Consider the following 19,018-nt stretch of genomic DNA (forward strand, 5'->3'; position numbering starts at 1 on the left):
AGGTGCAAATACCGGTTGCAAAGGACTGCTTGCAAAGAATCCCTTGCAAAGAACTGATTGCAAAATAACCATTGCAAAGAAACCTTTGCAAGCGTAGCCTTGCGATATGGCCACCAAGCCGAGCACCCAAGCCCCTGACGGACAGGAACTGCCGTTTCCCGTTCGCAAAATGGACCCCGCCTCACTGAAGGCCCTGGCGCACCCGCTGCGCGTCCAGATCCTGGAAATGCTGTCCCGCTATGGCGCCCAGACGGCATGCAGCCTGGGGGAGCTGCTGGGCGAGTCCAGCGGCTCCACAAGCTACCACCTGCGGCAGCTGGCCAAGCATGACTTCGTCCGGGAAGTCGAGGGCAAAGGCACCGCTCGGGAGCGGTGGTGGGAGCGGCCACGCGGCGCCATCGAGGTGTCCTCGCCTGAACTTGCCAGTTCCCCCGCCACCCAGGAAGCTGCCCGGCTGGTCAACCGCGAATTCGAGCACCGCCGGCAGGCCGTACTTGCCGATTTCATGGCGCACGGGGCGGACACCCTGGACCGCGAGTGGCTGGAAGCCGCCACAGTGAGCACCGCCAATGTGCGGATGAGCGCGGAGCAGTTGGGCGCTTACACGCGGGCAATGGAGGCTTACTCCTACCGGCTGCTGGAGGACATCCGGGGTGCGGGCGAGCAGGAGGGCGCCCGGCCGGTACAGGTACACTTCAACGCCTTCCCCATCCTTGGCGTCCCCGCGTCAGCAGGCACCGGCGGCCGGCGCAAGACCGGGAACACCGCCCAGGCGGAATCCATCAGCGCACAACAGTCAAAGAATCACGAATCAACGAGTTCCGAGAGGAAAGAGCCATGAGCGCTCTATCGGTCAACCAGTCCGTCCCCGGCTACCGCCGTGCGTCCCTGCTGGAAGCCGTGGCCGTCCACGTCGGCGCCGGCCTGGTGGAATGGGCGGAGCGGCGCCGGACGCTTCCGGAGGAAACTGTCCGGCAGTGGCGCGATGCTGCGCGGCGCCGGGATGAACTGAACCTTCTCCGCGGCGACGTCCTCGGTGCAGCCCACTCCGGCCTGCTGCTTCCCCGTAACTAGGCGGCCGGTCAGTCCTGGTCGGGGAGTGGCCCGTGGTTGCCGGGCATGTGTTCGAACACGAGGGTCGTTTCGGTGTGGCCCACCACGGGATCGGTGGCAAGGTTGTCCAGGACCCAGTCCCGAAGGTCCTCGGTGGTGGCCACAGCGATGTGCAGCAGATAGTCCACCGAGCCCGACGTGTGGAAGGTTGACAGCACGGCGGGCAGCTTGGGAACCCGGGACGTGAAGCGGTCGATCTGCTCCCGGTCGTGGGCCCGGAGCCGGACGGCGATGAGGGCCTGCACCGACCTGCCAATCGCGGAAAGGCTCAGTTTCGCCTCAAACCCCTGGATTATGCCCCGGTCCGAGAGGGCGCGGGTGCGCATGAGGGCGGTGGAGGGGGCGATGCCCACCAGTTCGGCCAGCTGCTTGTTGGAGATCCGGGCATCGTCCACGAGGGCGGCCAGCAGCCGCTCGTCGATGGCGTCGAGCGGCTCGTGGCCTGCCGCGGGGCGAATGTTCTTCGCGTTGCTGCTCACGGATCCTCCTGAAGTGTCCTCCGTTCATCTTAGCTGTGCGAAAAGTTGCCAAGACGTTCACAGCCGGGGGCAGCTCCGAACATGTGCCGGATTTCCGACCGGTCCGGCGGTGAATAATTCAGGGAAGCTGCAGGCCTGCCTGTTCATGCTGTCGTTGCCGCCGCGGGTGCGCGGCGGAGGGATGTACGACGGCGGTGATCACCGCCGTCGTACATCCCAGGATGATGACGGCGGCCGCCAGCGCCGGCCAGCCCAGGGACTGGAACAGCAGTCCTCCCGCCCAGCCCAGAATGCTGGAACCCAGGTAGTACGCCAGGTTGTACAGCGATGCCGCCTGCGCCCGGCCTGATTGGGCGATGGCGCCGGTCCAGCCAGCGCCGATGCTGTGGGCCGCGAAGAAGCCACCGGTGAAGATGATGAGGCCGGCAAGTATCAGCACCAGTATCTGGGTGAGGGTGAGGGCCAGGCCTGCCGCCATCACGGCGATGCCCGCCAGCAGCACGGTGCGCCGGCCGAAGCGCTGCGTCAGGGCTCCCGCCCAGCGTGACGTCACGGTGCCCGACAGGTACGCCAGGAAGATGAGGCTGATGAGAGTGGCTGGCAGGCTGAACGGTTCGCCGGAGAGCCGGAACCCCAGGTAGTTGTAGACGGCCACAAAGCCACCCATCAGCAGGAAGGCCTGCACGTAGAGTGCCAGCAGCCTCGGGTTCGCCAGGTGGCCGGAGAGGGTCCTGGCCGCGCCGCGGAAGCCAAGGCCGCGGGACGGACTGAAGCCGCGGGCCTTCGGGATGAGGACCAGAAACAGCACGGCCGCCACGGTGGCGAGGACGGAGACGGACAGTGCCGCGGCGCGCCATCCCCACAACTCGCCAGCCGGTCCGGCGACTAGCCTGCCGGCCAGCCCGCCCAGCGTGGTGCCGGCGACGTAGCTGCCGGCGGCCACGGCGGCGTGCGCCCTGTCGATCTCCTCGTTGAGGTAGGCGATGGCGATGGCAGGGATTCCGCCCAGGGCCATGCCCTCCAGCATCCGGAGGCCCAGCAGGACGGGGAAGGATGTGGCCAGGGGCACCAGCAGCCCCAGCGCCGTGGCCAGGCAGATTCCCCAGGTCATGGCCTTCACCCTGCCGATCCGGTCTGCCAGAAAGGACCAGGGGATGACGGTGACGGCGAGGCCAACGGTGGCCAGCGAGATGGTCAGCGCGGCCTCCGCAGCAGTCACCTGAAGCTCGGCGGCCATGACCGGAAGCACAGCCTGCGTGGAGTAGAGCTGCGCGAAGGTGGCCACGCCGGCGAACGCCAGGCCGGCCAAGATCCTGCCGTAGGCCTGTGAACCCTTCGGGTGCCCGTTCCACCCGGCACCGGCGCCGGTTTCAACACCGGTGCCCGTTCCAGCGGGCGACCCGGATTGGTTCGGTTGGCGTCCGCGGACGTGCTGCTGGGGCGTTGGCATGCCTTCAGCGTAGATCTATGCTGACTTAGTATCCAATGCATGATTCTCCAGATATTCATGCTCAAACGGATTGATTGACGGAGGAAAACCATGGACATCGAGCACCGGCAGCTGATCCAGCTGTTGCCCATCCTGCCGCTGCTGGCCGAGCTGGGGCGGACACAGCACATCACCGAAACTGCCGAGCTGCTGGGGGTTCCGCAGTCGACGGTCAGCCGCGCGCTGGCACGGGCCAGCGCCGTGGTGGGGACCGATCTGCTGGTCCGGGACGGCAGGGGAGTCCGGCTCACTCCTGCTGCCACGACGCTGCTCCCCTATGTGGAGTCCGCGCTCACCGAGTTCCGGGCCGGCCTCGACCTTGTCCGGCACGAGTCCGAGGTGGTGCGCGGGCGGATCGCCGTCACCTTTCAGCACACCTTTGGCGAGGCGACGCTGCCGCTGCTCATCAGCGCATTCCGGAGCCGCTATCCGCAGACGCAGTTCGAGCTCAGCCAAGGCTCCCGCGACAGCTGCCTGGCGGAGCTCTCCTCCGGTGTAGCCGATCTCGCCCTGACGGCACCTGTGGCATCCGCCAGCAGGACCATCGGCTCCGCCGCACTGTACCGGGAACCGCTCCGGCTGGTGGTGCACCACCGGCACCCGCTGGCGGACCGGGAGTCGGTGGCTGTGGCCGACATCCGGAGAGACCCGTTCGTTGCGCTCGGCTCCGGCTACGGGCTGCGCTCGCTGACGGATGCGCTGTTCCGCGAGGCTGGTTTTCGGCCGCGAATAGCCTTCGAAAGCCAGGACTCACACACCGCCCGCGGCCTGGTTTCCGCCGGTCTGGGCGTCAGCATTCTCCCGCCGGAGACCGGGAGCAGCCCGGGCCGGGACGTCACGGCAGACACCGGCGACCTGGGCTGGGTCGAAGTCGCGCTGGAATCGGATCTGGCGTACCGCGAGATCGGCGTGGCCTGGCGGGAGCGCCGCAGCGCAAGGGACAGCGAACCGGACGCCGTGCGCCTCTTCCGGGAACTGGTCGTGCAGGAAGGGCCGGGGCTGCTGGCGGGACTGGTCCGGGCCCGCGCCGGCAGCTAACAGGTTGAGCCTAAGAGTAGGTCAGGCTCAACATCAGTGCCTTCAGTTGGGAATACTGTTCCGTTCCCATCCAGGCCTTGGCTGCCGCCCGGTTCGGGAATGCCGGTTCGCCGAAGATGGTCCGGGTCTGCGCCCCGCCGTTTCCCATAATCAGCAACGAACAGCCCGATGCGACGCCCTCACCCTCCTGCAGGAACCGGGGATTGCTGACTTCCATGCTGTAGTAGTCCGTTCCACCGGTGCTTTCCACGTCGAACCCGAACTGCGGCGTGGTGCCGTCGGTTTCGCGCAGTCCGGGGACGGGCGCCCGGTCAAGGACCGTGCGTGTCACGGGGCCCGCTGTGCAGCCGATTCCGTTGGCACCGCTTGAAATGCTGGCCAGGTCGTCGCCGGTGGCGTCGGAGACGATCGCCTCCAGGGGCTGCCACGGGGGCCCGTCGCTGCCCGGCCCCCGCTGGGTTCTGACGGACCAGCCGGCCGGGTAGGAAAAGGAGATGTGCCCGTCGGGGAAGGTGAAGGACTCCAGCGGGGCCTGCGTGGGCTCCGGTGGAACAGCGGATACCGGCGGCACGGCAGAAGGCGTGGCCGGGTCACTCTTGACTGGGGACGCCGGCGTTTCGGCAGCAGGAGTAGCCGTAGCGGACGGGGGAGGGGCCGTGGCTGAGAACGCCGGTTCCGACGCCGGACTGGAAGCTGCGCTGGGAGACGGGCTTTCAGTGTTTGCCGAGGGCTGGATTCCGCAGGCCGAGAAGGAAAGGCTGATGGCAAGGCCGGCCACGGCGGCAGCAAATGGTCGGAAGCGGTTGGAACACATTTTTCTTTATCCCCCTGTGATTGGCGCATAAATGCGTCTGTACCGTGAGCGTACTGAATTCGGACCAAGGTTTTTGGGATAGTTGATCTCAGTTTGACGTCAATTGGGCAGCTCCGGCTGTGCTAATCCAGGAGCGCGCCAATCGCGGTAGCCACCGGGCCTGTCCGGGATGAGCGCCAGCCCTTGCCTGCCCAGAGGTTGAGCCGCTCCCGGTCTCCGGCGGCAGCTGCGGCCGCGCGAATAGGGGCGGTCAGATGGTGGATGGCGGGGTAGCCCTCCGGCGCGTCCCCGTGGTCGCTGACGAAGTCATTGACGAGGGCCCGCGCGTAGCGGCCGGTGAAGGCCCGGGTGGGCACGGTGTCCGTGAAGCGCTCATCGCCCAGGGCGTCCTTATGCAGTTGCCGGGCGCCGCTTTCGTCAGTCCGCAGCAGCGCCGTTCCCACCTGGGCGGCAACCGCACCGGCATCGATGACCGCCCTGACGGTGGCGGCATCGGAGACGGCGCCTGCCGCGATTAGCGGCAGGTCGACGGCGGCCCTTACCTTCCGGATCAGGTCGGCAGTCGACGCCGGCATGCCGCCCTGTTTCGCGGCGGGCAGGAAGGCACCCGAGTGGGCGCCGGCACTGCTGTGCTGGACGACGAGGCCGTCGACCCCGCGCTCGGCTGCCAGCTCGGCCTCGGCGCGGCTGGTGACCGTGGCCAGGACGGTTGCCCCGGCCTTCCGGAGTGCCTGGACAACAGGGGAATCGGGCAGGCCGAACGCGAAGCTGACCAGTTCAACGGGATCCTGCAGCAGGAGGTCGATCTTCGCCTGCCAGGCATCGTCGTCGTCGAGCACCAGCGGCGGCACCGTCACGTCGTAGCGGGCCGCGTCCTGGCCGAGGCTGCTCCGGTACTTCTCCAGCCTGGCCACGGCGTCGGGGGACGGGTTCAGCTGCGCGGGGTCGGGCACAAAGACGTTGACGCCGAACCGGCTGCCGGCGTCGCGGCAGGAGCGGATCTCAGCACTCACCGCGTCCGCGCTCCTGTAGCCGGCTGCGAGAAAGCCCAGTCCTCCGGCGCGGTGGACGGCCGTGACGAAGCCCGGCGTCGACGTCCCGCCCGCCATGGGTGCTGCAATGATGCGGGTATCAATATCGGCGAGGGGCATGGCAGGCTCCTTGGGGCTAATCAGTAATCTGTTCTGGTGACTAACTCTGACAACCTATCCGGTGCGGCCCCTGCCGCGTCCAATGCCGACGCGTCCACCCCGGCCGCGCCCTCTGCTGCCCCGTCCGGTTCCGGTCCGGCCGCCGCCGGCGGCCCCGCCGACGCCGTCATCGGCCTCGACATCGGCGGCACCAAGACGCGGGGCGTCCGCTTCGAACGCGGGGAGCCGGTGGCTGACGAGAGCGTGGGAAGCGCCAACGTCCAGAACGTCAGCCGTGAGGAAGCCGCCGCGCATCTGGCTGAGCTATTCGCCAGGATTGGACAGGGACCGGTGTCGCAGGTCTACGCCGGCTCCGGCGGGATCGACACGGAGGCAGACGCTGCCGCCCTGGCGGCCCTCATCGAGCCGCACGTCCCCGGCGCCAGGATCACCGTGGTTCACGACTCCCGGCTCCTGCTCGCTGCCGGCGGCGCCAGCACCGGCGTCGCCGTCATCGCGGGCACCGGTTCGGCGGCCTGGGGCACGAACGGCCGGGGCGGCGAGGCGCGGGCCGGCGGCTGGGGCTACCTTCTAGGCGACGAAGGCAGCGGCTACTGGCTGGGCCGGGAGGCAGTGCGGCACAGCCTGCGGCGCATGAACCAGGGACAGGAGCCGGACGAGCTGACCCGGGCGCTGCTGGACTCCTGCCACACCGATGACCCCAACAAGCTGATCGCGATGTTCCACTCCCCGGATACCGGGCGCCGCTTCTGGGCGCAGCAGGCCCGGCTGGTGGTGGAGGCCGCCGACGCCGGCCACAGGGTCAGCCGCGAGCTGATCGACCAGGCGGGCAAGGCCCTGGCGGACATGGCCGCCCAGGTTCTCCGGCAGCTGGGGCTGGACGGCCCGGTCATTCTGGGCAGCGGCCTGGGCATGAACGTTGCCCGGCTCCAGGAGTCGTTCCGGAAGCACCTGGCCGCTGCAGGAGTTAGCGATGTGCGGATTCTTGAGAAGGACCCGGTTTTCGGTGTCCCGCAGCTGGTCCGCGAGCAGGCATAGGACCGGGTCCGTGGCCTGAGCTTCACACCGGGCGGGGCGACGGGGATTCTGCCGCCCCACGAACCTCAGCCGCCACGGATAGGGCCGGGCTACGCTGGAGCCATGACCGTTCTCTTCGACACCCGGCCCGCAGCCTACGCGGTGATCATCCACGACGGCGCCATCCTCCTGGCCTATTGGAAGCAGGACGGCAAGGAAGGCTGGACGCTGCCCGGCGGCGGTCTCGACCTGGCCGAACATCCCGTGGACGGCTGCATCCGTGAGGTCTTCGAGGAGACCGGCTACCACGCCGAGATCGGCGCGATGCTGGGTATCGACGTCGGGCACTGGCCGGCGGGTTCGCGGCTGGCCGGCGCGGACCGCGACTTCCAGGCGCTCCGCCTGGTGTACGAGGCGAGGGTGACCGGTGGCGAGCTCACCCATGAATTAAACGGTTCCACCACTCATGCCGCGTGGATACCGCTGAACGACGTTGACTCGCTCAACAGGGTGTCCCTGGTCGACGCCGCGCTGCGGCTTTTCCGCGAACGGCCGGTCAACGGGAAGCTGGACTGAATTTCCGGACTCAATTGCCACGGCGCCCTAGCCAGCGGGCGCCGGCATGGCTATTCTGGGGGAGTCCGCGGGCATTCTGTCCGGCGGCGGCCAGTCTGGCATGAACTTCGTGCGGGGGAGGTGGACCTGATGACTGCAGAATTCGTGTGCGCTCCGCGCCCTGTCGAAATCACCTTCATTACTCCTGCCCCCGCGCCCGCCTCCTAGCCAGCACAAAGCGCAAAAGCTGTTGCCGGCCGGCGCTTCGGGGCCAACCCGAGGTTTACAGTGAAAAATTCTTCCGGCCCTTGTGCCAGCCAGCTTCAAAACCAAAACCCTTCAACACAACCTGACCCAATGCCCGGCCCCGTCCCATACGGTTTCACGGAGGCTGCGGCCCGGCACTTCGCTGCCCATCCGGCCGACGGCGGCGAGGCTGCCGCCCGCGTCGTCCGGGTGGACCGCAACCGGATTGTCGCGGCCACCGCCGACGGACTGGTGCACCTGCCGTACCCGGCCGGTACGGTGCCTGCCACCGGCGACTGGGTCTGGCTCGGCCGCAACCGCGCGGCGGAACCGGCCGTCGTCGGGGTGCTTCCGCGCACGTCCGAACTGAGCCGCAAGCGTGCCTTCGACCCGTCCACCGAGGCGCAGGTCCTCGCGGCCAACATCGACATGGTGGGTGTGGTTGTTCCCGTGGACCGCCCGCTAAGCCACAACAGGCTGGAACGGACGCTCGTGGCCGTCTGGGATTCCGGTGCCACGCCGCTGGTGATCATCACGAAGGCGGACCTGGCGGACATCGCCGATGACGTCGTCGGGAAGGTCATCCTGCAGGCAGCGGGTGTGGACGTGGTGACCACCTCGGCCGAGCAGGGGGACGGCATCGACGAACTGCTCTCCCGGGTGCAGCCGGGGTGGACGCTGGCCCTGCTCGGTCCCTCCGGCGCCGGGAAGTCCACCCTCATCAATGCACTCGTGGGGCACCACGTCCAGCCGACAGGCGACGTGCGGGCCGCCGACGGCAGGGGGCGGCACACCACCACTTCGCGGGAACTGGTGCCGCTGCCCAATGGTGCCGTACTGATGGACACTCCGGGCGTCCGCGGGTTCGGGCTGTTCGACGCCGAGGACGGGATGGAGGAGATGTTCGGGGACCTGCAGATGCTCTTCGAACAGTGCCGCTTCTCCGACTGCGCCCACGACAGGGAACCCGGGTGCGCGGTCCGTGCGGCGCTCGACGACGGCTCCCTGGAGGAAAGGCGCTGGGCCAGCTACCTCAAGCTGCAGCGCGAGCTCGCCGCCCTGGAGCGGCGCCACGACGCGGCCGCACGCCGGGCATACCAGCGGGAATGGCACCAGAAGGTGGTGGTGGCCGGACGGAGCCAGCGGGCAGCCGAACGCTACCGGCATTCCTGAGCCGGACGTCTAAAACTCCTCCATGCCGAAGGCGTTTGTCTCCGAATGATTACGGTGCGTGCGCCTGCGGACGTTTGCTGCAGGCACTGGTTACGCTGTGTCAAGACGTGCTTTACAGCCAAAAAACAGCGTGCATATGATCAATTCGCTTTACCGTCCGATGTTGCCGCCAACAGTTAGGTAAGCCGGGTATGGCCGAAGCCATGATTGAGTTCCAGAGCGTCACCAAGCAGTACCAGAGTGGCCAACCGGCGGTGGACCAGCTGAGCATGACCATTGACCGCGGCTCCATCACGGTGTTCGTCGGACCATCAGGCTGCGGCAAGACGACTTCCCTGCGCATGATCAACCGGATGGTGGAGCCCACCTCCGGGACCATCACCGTGGGCGGACGTGATGTCACGTCGGTACCGGCAGCCGAGCTCAGGCGCTCCATGGGTTACGTCATGCAGTCGTCCGGCCTGATGCCGCACCGGTCCGTGGTGGACAACATCGCCACCGTGCCCCGGCTGAACGGCGTTTCGAAGGCTGATGCCCGCAGGCGCGCGGAAGAACTGCTCGACGTCGTGGGGCTGGCTCCGTCGCTGGGCAAGCGCTACCCGTCACAGCTCTCGGGCGGCCAGCAGCAGCGCGTCGGCGTGGCCCGGGCGCTCGCAGCCGATCCGCCGGTCCTGCTGATGGACGAGCCCTTCAGCGCCGTGGATCCCGTGGTCCGCGACGAACTGCAGCAGGAACTCCTGCGCCTGCAGCGCGACCTCGCCAAAACCATCGTCTTTGTCACCCACGACATCGACGAGGCCACAGTGCTGGGGGACAAGGTGGCGGTCTTCGCTGTCGGCGGCAAACTGGCGCAGTACACCACGCCGGAGGAGATCCTCCGGGCGCCGGCCAACGACTTTGTGGCTTCCTTCGTGGGCCGGGACCGCGGGTTCCGGCACCTCGCCTTCACCACGGCCGACGGCGTGGCGGTCCATCCCGTGGAAACCGTCACCCTCGGCGGGGAGGCCAGTCCCAGTGCGGACGGCTGGCGCCTCGTGGTGGACGACGACCGGCGCCCGCTGGGCTGGGAAGGCCCCGGCCCGGACGCCCAGCTCGTGCCCGGCGGCTCCCTGTTCCGGCCGGGCGACACCCTCCGGCGCGCCTTGGACGCAGCACTGTCCTCGCCCTCGGGGCTCGGGGTAGCGGTCGACGGCGACGGCAAGGTTGCCGGCGTCGTCAGGGGGGCGGAGGTACTCTCCGTCATCGAGTCCGCGCGCCGGACGCGGCAGGGCGCATTCTGATGGAATGGTTCCTGGCCAACAGCTCCATGGTCTTCGAACGGGCCGGCCAGCACCTGGTCCTGGCCCTGGTCCCGATGGTCCTGGGCCTGCTGATCTCCGTTCCGCTGGCCCAGTTGTCGCGGCGGCACAGCGCACTCCGGCATTTCGTGACCACGGTGAGTTCCCTGCTCTACACCATCCCCTCGCTGGCGCTGTTCATCATCCTGCCGCCGCTGCTGGGAACCCGGATCCTGGACCCGCTGAACGTCATTGTCGCGCTGACCATCTACGCAGTGGCACTGCTCGTGCGGGCGGCCATGGATGCCTTCGACTCCGTGGACGATGACCTCCGGCAGGCAGCCGTCGCCATGGGATACAAACCGGCCGCGCGGTTCCTGCAGATCGACCTGCCCCTGTCCCTGCCCGTGATGTTCGCCGGCCTGCGCGTGGTGTCGGTGAGCAACATTTCACTCGTGAGTGTCGCCGCCCTGCTGGGTGTCGGAAACCTGGGAATGCTGTTCACGGACGGGCTGCAGCGGAACTTCGTCACCGAAGTGGTGGTGGGGATTGTCGCCATCCTGCTGCTGGCCCTGGTGATGGACGCGCTGCTCGTGGTCCTGGAACGGGTCCTCACGCCGTGGACCCGGGCCGGGGCCGTGCGGACCGACGCCAACGCCAAGACCGGGGCCGAATTCATTGCCGATGCCAAAGTGCACGCGGGGGCCGGCTCATGAACCTCTTCACCCAAACCTTCGCGTGGCTCGCCGATCCCGCTCACTGGTCCGGACCTGGCGGGATTCTCGCCCGGCTGCTCGAACACCTGCAGTACAGCGGACTGGTCCTGATCATCGCCGCCGCCATTGCGGTCCCCGTGGGCCTCTACATCGGGCATACGGGCAGGGGGCGCGTGGTGGCGGTGGCCGTAGCCGGCGCGCTTCGCGCACTGCCCACCCTCGGACTGCTGGTGCTGTTCGCCCTGATCGCCGGAAGCGGCCTGATGCCGCCGGTGTGGGCGCTGGTCATCCTGACCGTGCCGCCGCTGCTGGCCGGCACGTACGCCGGCATTTCGAGCGTGGACCGCAACGTGGTGGACGCCGCCCGCGCCATGGGCATGAAAGAGCTGCAGGTCCTGTTCGGCGTGGAAGTGCCGAACGGGCTGCTGGTGATGTTCGGCGGCGTGCGCACCGCGGTGCTGCAGGTGATCGCCACCGTGTCGGTGGTGGCCTACCTTCCCCTGGGCGGCCTGGGACGCTACCTGTTCGACGGGCTGGTGCTCCAGGATTTCCCCCGGATGCTGGCGGGTTCGCTGCTTATCGCGGCGCTGGCGATCGTCGTCGACCTTGTCCTGGCGGCCGTGCAGCGGCTGGTCGTTTCACCCGGACTTTCCACACGTTCCAAAGGTGGCCGCAAGGCCGCCACCGATCTCTCGGCTGCCGCGCCCGCGGCGGCCGCTGTTCAAGGAGGCACCGCATGAAGTATCCCGTCCGCACGACTCTTACCCGCCGTGGCCTGGGCGGCCTCGCCGCCGGTGTCGGCGTCGCCCTGGCGCTTTCCGCGTGTGGCGGGGGCGGGGACCCCCTGTCGGGTCCGACCACCAGCGCGGGAACCGCGGCAGCGGGCGGTTCCCTGATCGTCGGCTCTGCCGACTTCCCGGAAAGCCAGATTATCGCCGAGATCTACGCCGGCGCCCTGAACGCGGCCGGCGTCACTGCCACCACCAAGCCAAACATCGGCTCCCGTGAAATCTACTTCAAGGCCGTGCAGGACGGATCGGTGGACGTGGTTCCGGACTATTCCGGCAACCTTCTCTCGCACGTGGATGCGGAGGCTGCCGAGGTCACGCCGGAAGACATCTACAAGGCGCTTCCGGGCAAGCTGCCGCAGGGACTCGCCGTGCTGGAGCCGTCCAAAGCGGAGAACAAGGACGCCATGGTGGTCACCAAGGCCACCGCCGAAAAGCACCAACTCAAGTCCATCGAGGACCTTGCCAAGGTCTGCAAGGACCTGACCTTGGGGGCACCGGCCACCTTTGAAACCCGTCCCTACGGGTTCCCGGGGCTCAAGAAGAACTACGGCTGCGAACTCAAGGGGCTGAAACCCTTCAGCGACGGCGGCGGCAACCTGACCCTGCAGGCGCTCCTGAGCGACGAGGTCCAGGTGGCCGACATCTACACCACCACGCCGTCCATCGCGGACAACGACCTCGTGGTGCTGGAGGACCCGAAGAACAACTTCAAGGCCCAGCAGGTCCTGCCGCTCTACAACGACGCCAAGGTGACCGACAAGGCCAAGGAAGCGCTCAACAACGTGTCCAGGACCCTCACCACGGAGGACCTGATCAACCTCAACCGTGCGGTCAGCGGAAGCCAGAAGCAGAACGCCAAGGACGCGGCCACGGCGTGGCTGAAGGACAAGGGCATCGTCAAGTAGCCCCGGGCGGATCCAACTCACTCGCAGTTGTTGCCGTTTTGAACCCCCAAAACGGCAACAACTGCGAGCTACTTGGAGGTGGGCGACCGCAATCGTCAACCGCGTGTGAGGCACGTCTCCCCGAAGTACATCCCGCTTGTGGCATATTTGATGGATGGCAGAATTCAAGCAGTCCACCAAGCTTCATAATGTCCTGTACGACATCCGTGGACCGATTCTTCAGGCCGCCCAGCAGATGGAGGCAGAGGGCCACCGGATCCTCAAACTGAACATCGGCAACCCCGCACCCTTCGGTTTTGAAGCGCCGGACGCGATCCTGGTGGACATGATCCGCCACCTGCCCAACGCCCAGGGCTACAGCGATTCCCGCGGCATCTTCTCGGCCCGCACCGCCGTCTCGCAGTACTACCAGACCCGCGGCATCCAGAGCATCCACGTGGACGACATCTACCTGGGCAACGGCGTCAGCGAGCTCATCACCATGTCGCTGATGGCCCTGCTCGAAGAGGGCGACGAGATCCTGATCCCCACCCCGGACTATCCGCTGTGGACCGCGTCGGTGGCGCTGGCCGGCGGCCGTCCCACCCACTACCTCTGCGACGAAGAGTCCGGCTGGCAGCCTGACCTGGAAGACCTCGAAGCCAAGATCACGCCCCGCACCAAGGGGATCGTGGTCATCAACCCGAACAACCCCACCGGCGCCGTGTACCCCGAGGACACACTGCGGAAGATCGTGGCCCTGGCGGAAAAGCACGGCCTGGTGATCTTCGCCGACGAGATCTACGAGAAGATTCTTTATGACGACGCCGTTCATGTGAACCTGGCGGGGCTCACCGGCGACGACGTGCTGTGCCTGACCTTCAGCGGGCTGTCCAAGGCCTACCGCGTCTGCGGTTACCGGGCGGGGTGGATGGCCATCTCCGGGCCCAAGAAGGAAGCCGCGGACTACCTTGAAGGCATCAACCTGCTGGCCAACATGCGGCTCTGCGCCAACGTCCCGGCCCAGCACGCCATCCAGACTGCCCTGGGCGGATACCAAAGCATCAACGACCTCATCCTGCCCGGCGGGCGCCTGCTGGAGCAGCGGAACAAGGCGTACGACATGCTCAACGCCATCCCCGGCGTCAGCACCCAGCAGGCGCGGGGAGCCCTTTACCTGTTTCCCAAGCTGGACCCTGAGGTCTACAGCATCCGGGACGACGAAAAGTTCGTGCTGGACCTGCTCAAGGAACAGAAGATCCTCGTTTCCCACGGCCGTGCGTTCAACTGGGTACGGCCAGACCACTTCCGGATGGTCACCCTGCCGAACGTCAAGGACATCGAGGAAGCAATTGGCCGGATGGGAGACTTCCTCAGCAGGTATCAGGGGAATTAGCCTTTACCCACAGACAACAGTGGAAAGAGGTCCCCATGGCCAGCGTTGCGGAATTCACGAAGTTCCCCTCCGAATCCCTGAAAGTCGGCAAGGGATTCAAGCTGGCGGATGTGGACCCGAATGCCACTCCCGGTTACCCCGGAAACAAGGCCGACGGCGAAACGCTCCTTGAGGAGCTCGATGACAAACTCGCGGATCTTCAGGAGAAGCTGTTTGCCGAGTCCAAGTTCGGCGGCACCAAGCGTGTCCTGCTGATCCTGCAGGGAATGGACACGGCCGGCAAAGGCGGAATCGTGAAGCACGTCCTGGGTGCGATGGACCCGCAGGGCGTGCAGTTCAAGTCCTTCAAGGCCCCCACGCCTGAAGAAAAGGCCTACGACTTTCTGTGGCGCATCGAAAAGGAAGTCCCGGCCGCCGGCATGCTGGGGGTCTTTGACCGGTCCCACTACGAGGATGTCCTGATCCACAGGGTTCACCGCTGGGCAGACCCGAAGGAACTGGAGCGCCGCTACCGGTCGATCAACGAGTTTGAGGCCAGGCAGGCTGCCGTGGGCACGAAGATCATTAAGGTGATGCTGCACATCAGCAACGAGGAGCAGAAGGAACGGCTGCTGGCCCGGCTGGACAATCCCGCGAAGCACTGGAAGTACAACACCGGGGACCTGAAGCAGCGGGCTTTCTGGGACGACTACATGGAGGCGTACCAGGCGGTATTCGACGAAACCAACACCGACCACGCGCCCTGGTACGTCGTGCCCGCCAGCAAGAAATGGTATGCCCGCATCGCCGTGCAGCAGCTGCTGCTGGAGGGTCTCGGTGAGCTTGAACTGGAATGGCCCAAGGCCGAGTTCGATGTGGAAGCCGAGCGCCGCCTCGTCGAGCGGTCCTGAGACCGGGCGGCCCTGAGCCGGCCGTCCTGAGGTCGAACGGTCGAGCCGGGCTTAGTCCCCGGCTAAGTTCGCCTGGCGCTCAGCCGTCTTTGCGGGCTGCCGCAAGCCGCTTCCTGGCGCCTTCCAGCCATTCCTCGCAGCGCCGCGCCAAAGCCTCGCCCCGCTCCCACAAGGCCAGGGAGTCCTCGAGGCTGGTCCCGCCGGCCTCCAGCTTGGAGACCACGGCCACCAGCTGTTCCCGTGCTTCCTCGTAGCTGAGGGCATCGATGTCCGGAGGGAGTGCGGGGCCGGGCTGGGGTGCGCTGTCCGGGTGATCTGTGCTGTTCGCGTCTGTCATTCTTCCTGGCCTGTCATGTTCGTAAAGGGGTCAAATTGGTGCCGGCGTACTGCAGGCGCTTATTACGGCGTCCCGGTGGATTCCGCGCCAAACCGCCCGCCGGCCACCCGCACGGAGAGCGCGGTGCCCGCCGGGGCCTGGGACGGCTGGCGGACGACTGCCCCGGCGGACCCGGGCAGCTGTACGACGGCATAACCGCGGTCGAGGGTTTGTTGCGGTGACAATGCCCGGACCTGCGCCTGGAGGTGGACCAACTGGTCGGAAGCCCTGGTCAACGCAGCACCGATGGCCGCGGTGGAGCGCCGGGCCAGCCGTTCCACGTCTTCCGCGCGCGCCGTGATCATGCTCTCCGGAGCCGCGAGGACCGGACGGGACCGGATCGCCGCCAGGCGGTCCGTTTCACGGGCCACCAACAGCGTGACGGAGCGGCGGAGCTGGGCTTCGGCCTGCCGCACCCGGGCAAGTTCTTCCGAGACTTCCGGCACGATCCTTTTGGCAGCGTCCGTGGGCGTAGAGGCCCGGAGGTCGGCGACGTCGTCCAGGATGGGCCGGTCCGCCTCGTGTCCGATCGCGCTGACCACAGGAGTCACCGCGGCAGCCACGGCGCGGATGAGTTCCTCACTGCTGAAAGGCAACAGGTCCTCGAGCGCGCCGCCGCCGCGGGCGATCACGATCACGTCGACCTCGGGACGGGCATCAAGTTCTCGCAATGCCTTGACCATTTGCGATACGGCGGTGTTGCCCTGCACCGCGACTTCGCGGATCTCGAACTCAACTGCCGGCCAGCGCAGGGCCGCGTTGCGCAGCACGTCCTTCTTGGCGTCGGAATCGCGGCCCGTGATGAGCCCGATCCGGTGGGGGAGGAGCGGCAGGCGCTTTTTCCGCGACTCGGCAAACAGTCCTTCCGCGGCCAGGGCATGGCGCAGCCGCTCTATCCGGGCGAGGAGATCGCCGAGCCCCACAGGGCGGATGTCCTTCACGGACATGTTCAGGCGCCCGGTCTTGAGCCAAAACTCGGCCTTGAGCAGTGCCACCACGCGGCTCCCGCGCTCAAGCGGCGTCTCCTGCCGGTCGAGCAGCTTTGACCAGATCGACGCCGGCAGTGAGATCTCGGCGTCCACGTCCCGGAGCGTGAGGAACGCGCTGCCTCCGCGCCGGTTCAGTTCAATGACCTGCCCTTCAACCCAGGCTGCCGGCGCACGCTCGATGTGGGTCTTGAGCTTCTGGGAGAGCAACTGCAGCGGCCACGGGTTGTCCGGGCTTGTGTCGGCGGCGGTGGCCGGCACTGTGCTGGCCCGGGGCGCAGGAGCGGTGCCGGGTACAGGGACGGTGGCGTTTTCAGCCATGTGCAGCCCCGGTGGCGGCAGATGCCAGGTGCATGGTCGCGGTCCTTTGCCTGTGGATGGTGCGCGGTGGGATACGTGCTGTGGGACAGATACTGCGGGGTAGATAGCGGGCGGTGGGTTAATCAACTCTATCCATAGCTGTACCACCGGCCGCTGACATTGTTGGCAGCGGCAGCGTGGTTGGTATCCCGGCAATTCACATCGCCGACATTATTGATCGCCACACATTTTTGATAGCACCGGGGCGCGCCTAGGATGGCAGTGTCCTGCCGACCAGCCAGGCACCCGACCAGCCGAGAAACCCGACCAGCTAGGAAGCCCTTGCGTTCATTTCTTGCGGCCTTGGCCGTCATCCTTGGCCTCCTCCTTTCCGCCGCCGCCGTGCCGGCCATCTGGGTGGACCGCAACATTGTGCAGGAGAATGGCTTCGTTGCCCTGGCGGCACCGCTGGGGAAGGACCCGGACTTCCAGAAGCGCCTGGCGACGGCCGCCGTCAACAGCATTGATGCCGGCGGGACCGTCCCTCCGCAGGTGGCCGGACTGGTCCGGCCGGTGCTGGAATCGGCGGCGACCTCACTGACAGGACTGCCCGAGTACCCGGCCGCCTGGGAAGAAACGCTGCGGAAGAGCCACCGCCTGAACTTCACCGATCCGGCGTCGCTTCCGCCCGAAGCGGATTCCAGTACGTCGCTGACCCTGGACGTCGCACCACTTGTCGCGCTCGCAGCCAAGCAGGTTTCCCGCCAGGTGGGTGTTCCGCTGGAGGCTCCGGGCCAGACTCTGGTGAACATCGGCCAGGCGAACCAGCGCCAACTGGTTGAACAGGTCACCGCCTACTCGCCGCTCGGATACAGCCTGGCCGTCGGCGCCGGAGTGGCCTTCCTTTTGGCCCTCGTGGCAGCCCGGCGGCGGTGGAAGGTCCTGGCCGGCATAGGGGTGGGTGCACTGGTGGTTGCCGGCTTGTGGGCGCTGGTATCCCGCTGGGCCGCCGACCTTGTCATCGCCACGGCCAGCGGCAACGAAATGGCAGACCTCTTTAAGCGGGAGTTCGTCGCTGCTTCGGCTGCCGGGTTTGCGTCCTGGACGCTGGCGACGGCGATCGCGGGTGGCGTCCTGGTGGCGGCAGGCGTGCTGATCAGGGTGGTCGGAGGTCCGGCCCGCAGGCGGTAAACTGCGGGCAGACAGAGGGCCAGCCCGGGGTCCTGCCGCCCAGCCGGTAGCATGGAGCAATGACTTCCTCAGCCGTTTCCCTTTCGATGCCAACCGTCCCGCGCCGGCGGCGTTCGCCGGAGGAAGTGCTCGCGGCGGCACCGGTCCCCGGCCCGAAGAAGGTCTTGCTGGCAGCCCCGCGCGGATACTGTGCGGGCGTGGACCGCGCGGTCATCGCCGTCGAAAAGGCCCTGCAGCACTACGGGCCGCCCGTATATGTCCGGAAGCAGATTGTCCACAACGTGCACGTCGTCAGCTCCCTGGAGGAGCAGGGGGCCATCTTCGTGGACGAGACGGATGAAGTGCCCGAAGGTGCCCTGGTCATCTTTTCCGCCCACGGCGTGTCCCCGGCTGTGGTCCAGTCGGCGGAGGACCGCGGGCTGCGCACGATCGATGCGACCTGCCCCCTCGTGACCAAGGTGCACAAGGAGGCCGTCCGCTTCGCCAAGGATGACTTCGACATCCTCCTGATCGGCCACGACGGCCACGAAGAGGTGGAAGGAACGTCCGGCGAGGCTCCCGACCACATCCAGATCATCAATGGTCCCCACGAGGTGGACAAGGTGACGGTTCGGGATCCGGAAAAGGTCATCTGGCTTTCCCAGACCACGCTCAGCGTGGACGAGACCATGGAAACCGTCCGGCTGCTCAAGGAGCGGTTCCCCACGCTCCAGGACCCGCCCAGCGACGACATCTGTTATGCCACGACCAACCGCCAGGTGGCCATCAAGAAGATCGCACCGCAGGCCGATCTGGTGATCGTGGTCGGTTCGGCAAACTCCTCCAACTCCGTCCGCCTGGTGGAAGTGGCGCTCGAATACGGCGCCAAGGCGTCATACCGTGTGGACTTTGCCAACGAGGTGGACGAGTCCTGGTTCGAGGGTGTTGCCACGGTGGGCGTAACGTCCGGTGCCTCTGTTCCGGAGGTCCTGGTCAAGGATGTGCTCCGCCTCCTGGCCGATTACGGCTACGACGCCGTCGAAGAGATTGTGACTGCCGAGGAAGACCTGCTCTTCTCCCTGCCCAAGGAACTCCGCGCGACGCTCAAGGAAGCGGGGGACGTCTCCCGCGCCCTCGGCGGACGCCGCTCGCGCTAG

At 67.0% G+C, this 19,018-nt stretch carries 21 protein-coding genes; 15 read left to right on the forward strand and 6 right to left on the reverse strand.

Annotation, left to right across the window (positions count from 1 at the left end; translation table 11 throughout):
* Positions 1-106 precede the first annotated feature (106 nt).
* The gene (locus tag BWQ92_RS17115) at positions 107-841 is read left to right on the forward strand and encodes an ArsR/SmtB family transcription factor (RefSeq protein WP_076801428.1); all 735 of its coding nucleotides are present in this window, start codon (positions 107-109) and stop codon (positions 839-841) included.
* Positions 838-1,074 carry a 2-nitropropane dioxygenase gene (locus tag BWQ92_RS17120; RefSeq protein WP_076801431.1) on the forward strand — a complete coding sequence of 79 codons (237 nt, stop codon included), beginning with the start codon at positions 838-840 and terminating at the stop codon, positions 1,072-1,074. Before BWQ92_RS17115 ends, BWQ92_RS17120 begins: the two co-directional genes overlap by 4 nt.
* An 8-nt stretch (positions 1,075-1,082) precedes the next feature.
* Here BWQ92_RS17120 and BWQ92_RS17125 read toward each other — a convergent pair whose 3' ends face one another.
* Positions 1,083-1,592, reverse strand: a complete 510-nt coding sequence (locus BWQ92_RS17125; RefSeq protein ID WP_076801434.1) for an Lrp/AsnC family transcriptional regulator — start codon at positions 1,590-1,592, stop codon at positions 1,083-1,085.
* 118 nt (positions 1,593-1,710) lie between these two features.
* Entirely contained in the window at positions 1,711-3,042 is a 1,332-nt protein-coding gene (locus BWQ92_RS17130) for an MFS transporter (RefSeq protein WP_236782990.1), read from the reverse strand.
* 90 nt (positions 3,043-3,132) lie between these two features.
* Between BWQ92_RS17130 and BWQ92_RS17135 the strand changes: the two genes are divergently transcribed.
* Positions 3,133-4,119 carry a LysR family transcriptional regulator gene (locus BWQ92_RS17135; protein ID WP_076801437.1) on the forward strand — a complete coding sequence of 329 codons (987 nt, stop codon included), beginning with the start codon at positions 3,133-3,135 and terminating at the stop codon, positions 4,117-4,119.
* A 10-nt stretch (positions 4,120-4,129) separates the two neighbouring features.
* Here the strand turns inward: BWQ92_RS17135 and BWQ92_RS17140 are convergent, their stop codons facing one another.
* Positions 4,130-4,690, reverse strand: coding sequence for a hypothetical protein (locus BWQ92_RS17140; RefSeq protein WP_076801440.1), 561 nt, complete (start codon positions 4,688-4,690; stop codon positions 4,130-4,132).
* Between the two features lie 85 nt (positions 4,691-4,775).
* Between BWQ92_RS17140 and BWQ92_RS17145 the strand changes: the two genes are divergently transcribed.
* A complete protein-coding gene (locus tag BWQ92_RS17145; RefSeq protein ID WP_076801442.1) occupies positions 4,776-4,964 on the forward strand; it encodes a hypothetical protein in 189 nt (62 codons plus the stop codon).
* A 91-nt stretch (positions 4,965-5,055) separates the two neighbouring features.
* On the opposite strand, the gene BWQ92_RS17150 is transcribed toward BWQ92_RS17145, so the two are convergent.
* Entirely contained in the window at positions 5,056-6,084 is a 1,029-nt protein-coding gene (locus BWQ92_RS17150) for an NAD(P)H-dependent flavin oxidoreductase (RefSeq protein WP_076801445.1), read from the reverse strand.
* Positions 6,085-6,120: 36 nt separating this feature from the next.
* Here BWQ92_RS17150 and BWQ92_RS17155 point away from each other — a divergent pair, with 36 nt between their 5' ends.
* From BWQ92_RS17155 to BWQ92_RS17195, 9 genes are all read left to right on the forward strand, one after another.
* Positions 6,121-7,122, forward strand: coding sequence for an N-acetylglucosamine kinase (locus BWQ92_RS17155; protein WP_076801449.1), 1,002 nt, complete (start codon positions 6,121-6,123; stop codon positions 7,120-7,122).
* 102 nt (positions 7,123-7,224) lie between these two features.
* Positions 7,225-7,677 (forward strand): NUDIX hydrolase, encoded by a 453-nt coding sequence (locus tag BWQ92_RS17160; RefSeq protein ID WP_076801452.1) that lies wholly within the window; start codon positions 7,225-7,227, stop codon positions 7,675-7,677.
* Between the two features lie 336 nt (positions 7,678-8,013).
* Positions 8,014-9,075, forward strand: a complete 1,062-nt coding sequence (gene rsgA, locus BWQ92_RS17165; RefSeq protein ID WP_076801454.1) for a ribosome small subunit-dependent GTPase A — start codon at positions 8,014-8,016, stop codon at positions 9,073-9,075.
* 191 nt (positions 9,076-9,266) lie between these two features.
* Positions 9,267-10,355, forward strand: coding sequence for an ABC transporter ATP-binding protein (locus tag BWQ92_RS17170; protein ID WP_076801457.1), 1,089 nt, complete (start codon positions 9,267-9,269; stop codon positions 10,353-10,355).
* Positions 10,355-11,068: an ABC transporter permease gene (locus BWQ92_RS17175; RefSeq protein ID WP_076801460.1), complete on the forward strand. Its 714-nt coding sequence runs from the start codon at positions 10,355-10,357 to the stop codon at positions 11,066-11,068. Before BWQ92_RS17170 ends, BWQ92_RS17175 begins: the two co-directional genes overlap by 1 nt.
* On the forward strand, positions 11,065-11,808 hold the full coding sequence (locus BWQ92_RS17180) for an ABC transporter permease (RefSeq protein ID WP_076801462.1): 744 nt from the start codon (positions 11,065-11,067) through the stop codon (positions 11,806-11,808). The genes BWQ92_RS17175 and BWQ92_RS17180 overlap by 4 nt, the downstream gene beginning before the upstream one ends.
* Positions 11,805-12,764: an ABC transporter substrate-binding protein gene (locus BWQ92_RS17185; RefSeq protein ID WP_076801465.1), complete on the forward strand. Its 960-nt coding sequence runs from the start codon at positions 11,805-11,807 to the stop codon at positions 12,762-12,764. Before BWQ92_RS17180 ends, BWQ92_RS17185 begins: the two co-directional genes overlap by 4 nt.
* Before the next feature lie 154 nt (positions 12,765-12,918).
* Positions 12,919-14,139 carry a pyridoxal phosphate-dependent aminotransferase gene (locus BWQ92_RS17190; RefSeq protein WP_076801468.1) on the forward strand — a complete coding sequence of 407 codons (1,221 nt, stop codon included), beginning with the start codon at positions 12,919-12,921 and terminating at the stop codon, positions 14,137-14,139.
* A gap of 35 nt (positions 14,140-14,174) precedes the next feature.
* Complete coding sequence (locus tag BWQ92_RS17195; RefSeq protein WP_076801471.1) at positions 14,175-15,029, forward strand: PPK2 family polyphosphate kinase; 855 nt, start codon at positions 14,175-14,177, stop codon at positions 15,027-15,029.
* Between the two features lie 79 nt (positions 15,030-15,108).
* Here the strand turns inward: BWQ92_RS17195 and BWQ92_RS17200 are convergent, their stop codons facing one another.
* Positions 15,109-15,366: an exodeoxyribonuclease VII small subunit gene (locus BWQ92_RS17200; RefSeq protein ID WP_236782991.1), complete on the reverse strand. Its 258-nt coding sequence runs from the start codon at positions 15,364-15,366 to the stop codon at positions 15,109-15,111.
* A gap of 62 nt (positions 15,367-15,428) precedes the next feature.
* The gene (xseA, locus tag BWQ92_RS17205; RefSeq protein WP_076801473.1) at positions 15,429-16,712 is read right to left on the reverse strand and encodes an exodeoxyribonuclease VII large subunit; all 1,284 of its coding nucleotides are present in this window, start codon (positions 16,710-16,712) and stop codon (positions 15,429-15,431) included.
* Positions 16,713-17,033: 321 nt separating this feature from the next.
* On the opposite strand from xseA, the gene BWQ92_RS17210 reads away from it, so the two are divergent.
* Both BWQ92_RS17210 and BWQ92_RS17215 read left to right on the forward strand, forming a co-directional pair.
* On the forward strand, positions 17,034-17,882 hold the full coding sequence (locus BWQ92_RS17210; RefSeq protein WP_076801475.1) for a hypothetical protein: 849 nt from the start codon (positions 17,034-17,036) through the stop codon (positions 17,880-17,882).
* A gap of 59 nt (positions 17,883-17,941) precedes the next feature.
* Positions 17,942-19,018, forward strand: a complete 1,077-nt coding sequence (locus BWQ92_RS17215) for a 4-hydroxy-3-methylbut-2-enyl diphosphate reductase (RefSeq protein ID WP_076801478.1) — start codon at positions 17,942-17,944, stop codon at positions 19,016-19,018.

Source organism: Arthrobacter sp. QXT-31 (assembly GCF_001969265.1).
Taxonomy (GTDB): Bacteria; Actinomycetota; Actinomycetes; order Actinomycetales; family Micrococcaceae; genus Arthrobacter.